The 6,671-nt window shown below is 73.3% G+C and carries 5 protein-coding genes; 2 read left to right on the forward strand and 3 right to left on the reverse strand.

Going from position 1 to position 6,671, the window contains the following annotated elements; translation table 11 throughout:
- Window positions 1–60: 60 nt before the first annotated feature.
- The gene (locus LN037_RS09065; protein ID WP_230751595.1) at window positions 61–1,437 is read right to left on the reverse strand and encodes a cystathionine beta-synthase; all 1,377 of its coding nucleotides are present in this window, start codon (window positions 1,435–1,437) and stop codon (window positions 61–63) included.
- A 92-nt stretch (window positions 1,438–1,529) separates the two neighbouring features.
- Between LN037_RS09065 and LN037_RS09070 the strand changes: the two genes are divergently transcribed.
- The gene (locus tag LN037_RS09070; protein ID WP_230751596.1) at window positions 1,530–2,768 is read left to right on the forward strand and encodes an acetyl-CoA C-acetyltransferase; all 1,239 of its coding nucleotides are present in this window, start codon (window positions 1,530–1,532) and stop codon (window positions 2,766–2,768) included.
- A gap of 73 nt (window positions 2,769–2,841) precedes the next feature.
- On the opposite strand, the gene LN037_RS09075 is transcribed toward LN037_RS09070, so the two are convergent.
- The gene (locus LN037_RS09075; RefSeq protein WP_230751597.1) at window positions 2,842–3,645 is read right to left on the reverse strand and encodes a Bax inhibitor-1/YccA family protein; all 804 of its coding nucleotides are present in this window, start codon (window positions 3,643–3,645) and stop codon (window positions 2,842–2,844) included.
- 268 nt (window positions 3,646–3,913) lie between these two features.
- Here LN037_RS09075 and LN037_RS09080 point away from each other — a divergent pair, with 268 nt between their 5' ends.
- Window positions 3,914–4,153, forward strand: coding sequence for an antitoxin (locus tag LN037_RS09080; protein ID WP_230751598.1), 240 nt, complete (start codon window positions 3,914–3,916; stop codon window positions 4,151–4,153).
- 77 nt (window positions 4,154–4,230) lie between these two features.
- Here LN037_RS09080 and LN037_RS09085 read toward each other — a convergent pair whose 3' ends face one another.
- The gene (locus tag LN037_RS09085) at window positions 4,231–6,570 is read right to left on the reverse strand and encodes a SpoIIE family protein phosphatase (RefSeq protein ID WP_230751599.1); all 2,340 of its coding nucleotides are present in this window, start codon (window positions 6,568–6,570) and stop codon (window positions 4,231–4,233) included.
- Window positions 6,571–6,671: the final 101 nt, after the last annotated feature.

Genomic DNA, 6,671 nt, shown 5'->3' on the forward strand with positions numbered 1-6,671 from the left:
CCGTGTGCCACCGCCGACACCGGGCGTCAGCCGTGTGCCACCGCTGACGCCCGGGAGCGGCTACCGCCCGGCCAGGAACGCGAGCACGTCCGCGCGGCTGACGATGCCCGCCGGGCGCCCGTCGGAGATGACCAGCAGGCCGTCGCCGCCCTGGAGCTTGTCCATGGCGCCCGAGAGCGGTTCGGTGATCCCGACGGTCGGCAGGTTCGGGGCGAGGTGGTCGGCGACCTTGTCGGTGAGCGCGGCCTTGCCGGTGAACAGCTTGTCGAGCAGGTCCCGCTCGGTGACCGCCCCGCGGACCTCGGCCATCATCACCGGCGGCTCGGCCTGCACGATCGGCATCTGGGAGACGCTGAACTCCCGCATGATCGAGACGATGTCGGACACCGTCTCGTTCGGGTGCCCGTGCACGAGGTCGGGGATCGAGCCGTCCTTGCCGCGCAGCACGTCGCCCACGGTGTACTCCGTGGTGTCGGCGCGCAGGAAGCCGTAGGACTGCATCCACTGGTCGTTGAAGACCGTCGAGAGGTACCCGCGGCCGCCGTCGGGGAGGAGCACGACGACGACGTCGTCGGGGCCGAGCTCCTCGGCGAGTCGCGCAGCGGCGACCGTGGCCATGCCGCAGGAGCCGCCGACGAGCAGCGCCTCCTCGCGTCCGAGGCGCCGGGTCATGTGGAAGGAGTCCGCGTCGGAGACGGCGATGATGCGGTCGGCGATCCCGCGGTCGTAGGTCGTCGGCCAGAAGTCCTCGCCCACGCCCTCGACCAGGTAGGGGCGCCCGTCACCGCCGGAGTAGACCGAGCCGAGCGGGTCGGCGCCGATGATCTGCACCCGGCCGTCGGAGATCTCCTTGAGGTACTTCCCGGTGCCCGAGATCGTCCCGCCGGTGCCGACGCCCGCGACGAAGTGCGTGATCCGACCCTCGGTCTGCTCCCAGATCTCGGGGCCCGTCGACTCCACGTGCGACGCCGGGTTGGCCGGGTTCGCGTACTGGTTGGGCTTCCAGCCGCCCTCGGTCTCGCGGGCGAGCCGGTCGGAGACCGAGTAGTACGAGTCGGGGTGCTCGGGCTCGACCGCCGCCGGGCACACCACGACCTCGGCGCCGTAGGCGCGCAGGGCGTCGCGCTTGGCCGGCGAGACCTTGTCCGGGCACACGAAGATGCAGTGGTAGCCGCGCTGCTGGGCGACGATCGCGAGCCCGATGCCGGTGTTGCCGGAGGTCGGCTCGACGATGGTGCCGCCGGGCTTCAGCTCCCCCGACGCCTCGGCCGCGTCGATCATCTTCTCGGCGATGCGGTCCTTCACGCTGCCGCCGGGGTTGAAGTACTCGACCTTCGCGAGGACGAGCGGCGCGTCGGGCCCGGTCGGCACGACCTTGTTGAGCTTCACCAGCGGGGTGTGTCCGACGAGGTCGGCGACGTGCTCGGCGTACTGCATGACCCCATCCTGCCGAAGACCGCCGATCACGTCGTGGCTGTGCGGCGAATCACCGCCGTCGGTGGTCCGACGCCGCGCCTACAGTGCCGGTCATGGCCACTCCCGACGCCGTGATCGTGTCCGCCGCCCGCTCCCCCATCGGGCGGGCCCGCAAGGGGACCCTCGCCGGCATGCGCCCCGACGACCTGGCCGCGCAGATGGTGCGCGCCGCCCTCGACCAGGTGCCCTCGCTCCCGCCCGCCGAGGTCGAGGACCTGATGCTCGGCTGCGGCCTGCCCGGCGGCGAGCAGGGCTACAACATGGGCCGCATCGTGGCGGTGCAGCTCGGGCTGGACACCGTCCCCGGGACCACGATCACCCGCTACTGCTCGTCCTCGCTGCAGACCATCCGCATGGCCGCCCACGCCATCCGCGCCGGGGAGGGCGACGTGTTCGTCGCCGCGGGCGTCGAGGCGGTGTCCCGGTTCGAGAAGGGCTCGTCGGACGGCCTGCCCGGCACGCAGAACCCGCTGTTCGACGAGGCGCAGGCCCGGACCGCCGAGACCGCGGCGGCCGGCGCCCCGGAGTGGCACGACCCGCGCGCCGACGGGCTGCTGCCCGACGCCTACATCGCGATGGGGCAGACGGCCGAGAACGTCGCCCTGCTCGAGAACGTGTCGCGCGAGGAGATGGACCGCTTCGCGGTGCGCTCCCAGAACCTCGCCGAGCGCTCGGCCGCCGACGGCTTCTGGGCCCGCGAGATCACGCCGGTGACGCTGCCGGACGGGTCGGTGGTCGCCGCGGACGACTCCCCGCGCGCCGGCACCACCTACGAGGCGGTCGCCGACCTCAAGCCGGTCTTCCGGCCCGACGGGCGCATCACCGCCGGCAACGCCTGCCCGCTCAACGACGGCGCCGCCGCGGTCGTCGTGATGTCCTCCACCCGCGCCGCGGACCTCGGCATCACCCCGCTCGCGCGGATCGTCTCCACCGGCGTCACCGGCCTGTCCCCGGAGATCATGGGGCTGGGCCCGATCGGGGCCTCGCAGCAGGCGCTGCGCCGGGCCGGGCTCTCGATCGACGACGTCGACCTCGTCGAGATCAACGAGGCGTTCGCCGCGCAGGTCCTGCCGTCCGCGCGCGGCCTCGGGCTCACCGACGAGACGATCGAGTCGAAGCTCAACGTGCACGGCGGGTCGATCGCGGTCGGCCACCCGTTCGGCATGACCGGCGCCCGCATCGCCACCACGCTGCTCAACGGCCTGCGCGCGAAGGACGCGACGTTCGGCCTCGAGACGATGTGCGTCGGCGGCGGCCAGGGCATGGCGATGGTGCTCGAGCGCCTGTCCTGACGCCGGGTCCTCCCCCGCACACGACGACGGCCCGCCCCGGGAGTCCCGGGGCGGGCCGTCGTGTCGGGTGCGGCTACTCGCCGCGGAAGTAGCTCAGCAGACGCAGGATCTCGATGTAGAGCCAGACCAGCGTCGTCATGAAGCCGAACGCGAGGTACCAGGCGAACTTCGCCGGGACACCCGCCTTGACGGCCTGGTCGGCCTGGTCGAAGTCCAGCAGCAGCATGAACGCGCCGACCGCGATGCAGACCAGCGAGAAGATGATCGCCAGCGGGCCGCCGTCGCGGAGGCCGATGCCGCCGGTGGTGAAGAACGACACCACCAGGTTGACCAGCATGAGCACGACGACGCCGATGGCGGCGCCGATGACCATCTTGGTCAGGCGGGGGGTCACCCGGATCGCGCCGGTCTTGTAGACGACGAGCATGCCGATGAAGACACCGACCACGCCGACGATGGCCTGGAAGCCGATCCCCGCGTAGCGGTTGCTCGACGCCTCGAAGAACCCGGTGATCGTGCCCAGGGCGAGGCCCTGCGACACCGAGTAGGTGAGGACGAGCGCCGGGTTGGCGCTCTGCTTGAAGATGATGATCAGCGAGACGACGAGGCCGACGACGAAGCCCAGGATGCCCAGGACGGGGCTGAGCAGGATCGCGGCCGCGATGCCCACACCGATGGTGATGACGGCGTTGAGCGCGGTCTTCTGGACGACGTCGTCGACGGTCAGCGGCCGGTCCGAGGCACCCGCCGTCGGGGGCTGCCCCGCGGGGCCCCCGCCGAAGGCGCCGCCCAGGCCCGCCGGCGCGTCACCGAACCGCGCGTACCCACCGGGTGACGTCGGCAGGTTGCGGAACGCCGGGTTGCTGCTGGTGCGCACCAGTCCTCCTCCACGTGCACCGAGCGGCCGGTCGACCGCTCTCATTGGTCCCAACGCGCGACCTCGGGCTCGGGTTCCCGCGCGGGTAAAAGAATTTTTGCACTGAATGCGGCGATCCGGACACCCGGGACGCACCCTGCGTGACCATGTCCGGCGACCGGGCGAACCTCACCGGTCCGTGGACCCCCGGGCGGCATGGAACGGCGTCGTGCGGGTCACTCTCGGAGTGTCCGGAGTACGTGTACCCGAGAGCACCAGGAGGTTCGTCGTGGCAGGCCTCGGCGACATGGTGAACAAGGCCAAGGAATGGGCGGGGAAGAACCCCGACAAGGCCGACGGCTTCGTCGACAAGGGGAGCGACGCCCTCAAGGGCAAGTTCGCCGGTCACGACCAGCAGTTCGACCAGGCGTCCCAGAAGGCGAAGGACTACCTGCACGGCCCGCAGGGCGGGCAGGCACCGCCCCCGCCGCCGCAGGGCGAGCAGCCGCCGCCCCCGCCGCAGCAGTAGTCCCGCACGACGACGGCCGGCGCCCCTCCCGCGCGGAGGGGCACCGGCCGTCGTCGTGTGCGGGGCCTCGTCGTCGCCTAGTCGATCCGGACCGCCAGCAGCACCGCGTCGTCGCGCAGCCCGTCGGCGCCGAGCACCTCGAGCACGCGGTCGCAGATCGCGCCCACGTCGTCGACGTCGGGAGCCTTCGCGAGCGTGCTCGCCAGCAGGTCGGTGCGCTCGTCCGGGTCGGCGCCGGGGGCCTCGATCAGCCCATCGGTGTGCAGCACCAGCAGGTCCCCGGGGCTCAGGTGCACCTCGGTGCAGTCGCGCGCGGCGGCCCGGGTGGCGCCGATCAGCGGCGACAGGTTCCCGGTGAGCAGCTCGACGGTGCCGTCCACGCGGCGCAGCAGGGGCGGCGGGTGGCCCGCGTTGCAGTAGCCGAGGATCCAGCCCTCGCCGTCCTCCGGCCGCTCGAGCCGCCCGAACACGGCCGTGGCCATGGCCGCCGCCATGTGCATGCCTTGCACGAGGTCGTTGCACCGGTCGATGACGGCGTCCGGGCCGAGGCCCTCCCACGCGTAGGAGCGCAGCACACCGCGCAGCTCGCCCATCGCGGCCGCCGCGCGCAGGTCGTGGCCGACGACGTCGCCGACCGCGATCCCGACCGCCCCGTCGGGCAGCGGCAGCAGGTCGTACCAGTCGCCGCCGACCTGGGCGCCGTCGGTCGCCGCCAGGTACCGCGACGCCACGACGAGGCCCGGGACGTCCGGGACGGCGGGCAGCAGGCTGCGCTGGAGCGTCTCGGCGGCGCCGTGCTCGCGGGCGTAGAGGCGGGCGTTGTCGACGGCGAGCCCGGCCCGCGCGGCGAGGTCGCTCGCGAGGTAGAGGTCGCGCTGGGAGTAGCGCCGCCCGTAGGGCAGCTCGGTGCCCAGGGTGAGCGCCCCGAGCACCTGCCCGCGCGCCCGCAGCGGCACGACGATCGCCGACCGGGGCCGCAGCTGCTCGTACTGCGCGAGCAGCTCCCGGTCCTCCCGCAGGCCCTCGGGACGCACCGGGAGCTCGGGCAGCAGCGAGGGCGACCCGCCGGCGAGCACGCGGTCGACCGGGTCGTCGCCGTCGTCGGTCGGGGTGATCCAGCGCCCGAGGGCCGACACGGTGTCCGTCTTGGTGTCGTCGCGGTGGTTGACCGCCACCCGGTGCGACGACGAGGGCACGCCCACCTCCTCGAGGAGGTCGACGCAGCAGTAGTCCGCGAGCGCGGGCACGACGATGCGGGCGAGGGCCCGCGCCGCGCCGCCGGAGTCGAGCGAGGCGGTCATGGCCGCGGTGGAGTCGGTCAGCAGCCGCAGCTGCTCGCGGGTCTCCTCGGCGGCCGCGAGCGCCGCCCGGCGCTCGTTCTCCACCATGACCCGCTCGGTGACGTCGGCCTGCACCCCGACGAAGTTGACGACGCGGCCGCCGCCGTCGAACACCGGGGAGATCGACACCTGGTTCCAGAACGCGGTGCCGTCGCGGCGGTAGTTGAGCAGCACCTCGGTGATCGGGCGCTCGTCGGCGAGCGCGGCCCGGATCCGCGAGATCGACGTCGGGTCGGTGTTGGGGCCCTGCAGGAAGCGGCAGTTGCGCCCGAGGACCTCGTCCAGGTCGTACCCGGTGAGGCGGGTGAACGCGGGGTTGACCCACACCAGCGGGTTCTGCTCGCGGCCCGGGTCGGAGATCGTGAAGGAGAGCTCGGTGGCGACGACCGCCCGGTCGCGCATCATCTCGAGGTGGCGCTGCGCGCCGGCCCCGGAGAGCTGCAGGAAGACGACGAGGGCGAGGCGGCGGCGCTCGTCGTCCTCGGCCTCGGACAGCGGGAAGCCGGTGACCCAGAGCAGGCGCCCCTCGGCCTCCTCCCGCTCCTCGACGGTGGCCTCGGAGCCCCGGCGGGCCGCGTCGGCGACCGCGACCGGCTCGCCGGAGACGGGGATGCCCTGGGCCACGCGGGAGAGCGGGGAGGCGGTGTCGCGCATCGGGCGGCCGGACAGGTCGGTGAGACCCGCGGCCTCGCTCCACGCGTCGATGTCGAGGGGGAGCTGGGCCCGGCCGCCGGTGAGGTCCTGGGCGGACCCGTTGGCGTAGGTGACGGTGCCGGCGTCGAGGTCGATCAGGGCCACCGCGGCCGGGGCGGTGTGCAGCACCTGCGGGAGGTCGCCGTCGCCGACGTCGACGGTCAGGCTGTCCCGGACGCGCGCGGCCTCGTCGGCCATGCCCGGGTCCGCGCCGAGGTCGCCGGGGGCGTCCGTCGTCGAGGTCCACCTCGCGCCGTCTGCGGTCTCCACGTGCTCGATCCCGACTCCTCCTGTCACCACCGTGTCGTGGGCGTCCCGGTGACGCGCCGACGTCGCGGCCACGCCGTCCTCGGCGTGACCGTCCCCGTTCGACCTGCCCGTCACCCCGGGCAGCCTAGCCACCCGCGGGCGCTCCGGCCCGACACGGATGCGGGGAATACCCCGGACCGGGTCCTCCGGGACGATCCGTCGGACTGGGATGCAAC

The sequence above is a fragment of the Actinomycetospora soli genome (genome assembly GCF_021026295.1).
Classification (GTDB): Bacteria; Actinomycetota; Actinomycetes; order Mycobacteriales; family Pseudonocardiaceae; genus Actinomycetospora; species Actinomycetospora soli.

Bases quoted from the DNA above. Each gene is read 5' to 3' on its own strand.
- LN037_RS09070 (WP_230751596.1), top strand. From the start codon at position 1,530: ATGGCCACTCCCGACGCCGTGATCGTGTCCGCCGCCCGCTCCCCCATC.
- LN037_RS09065 (WP_230751595.1), bottom strand. From the start codon at position 1,437: ATGCAGTACGCCGAGCACGTCGCCGACCTCGTCGGACACACCCCGCTG.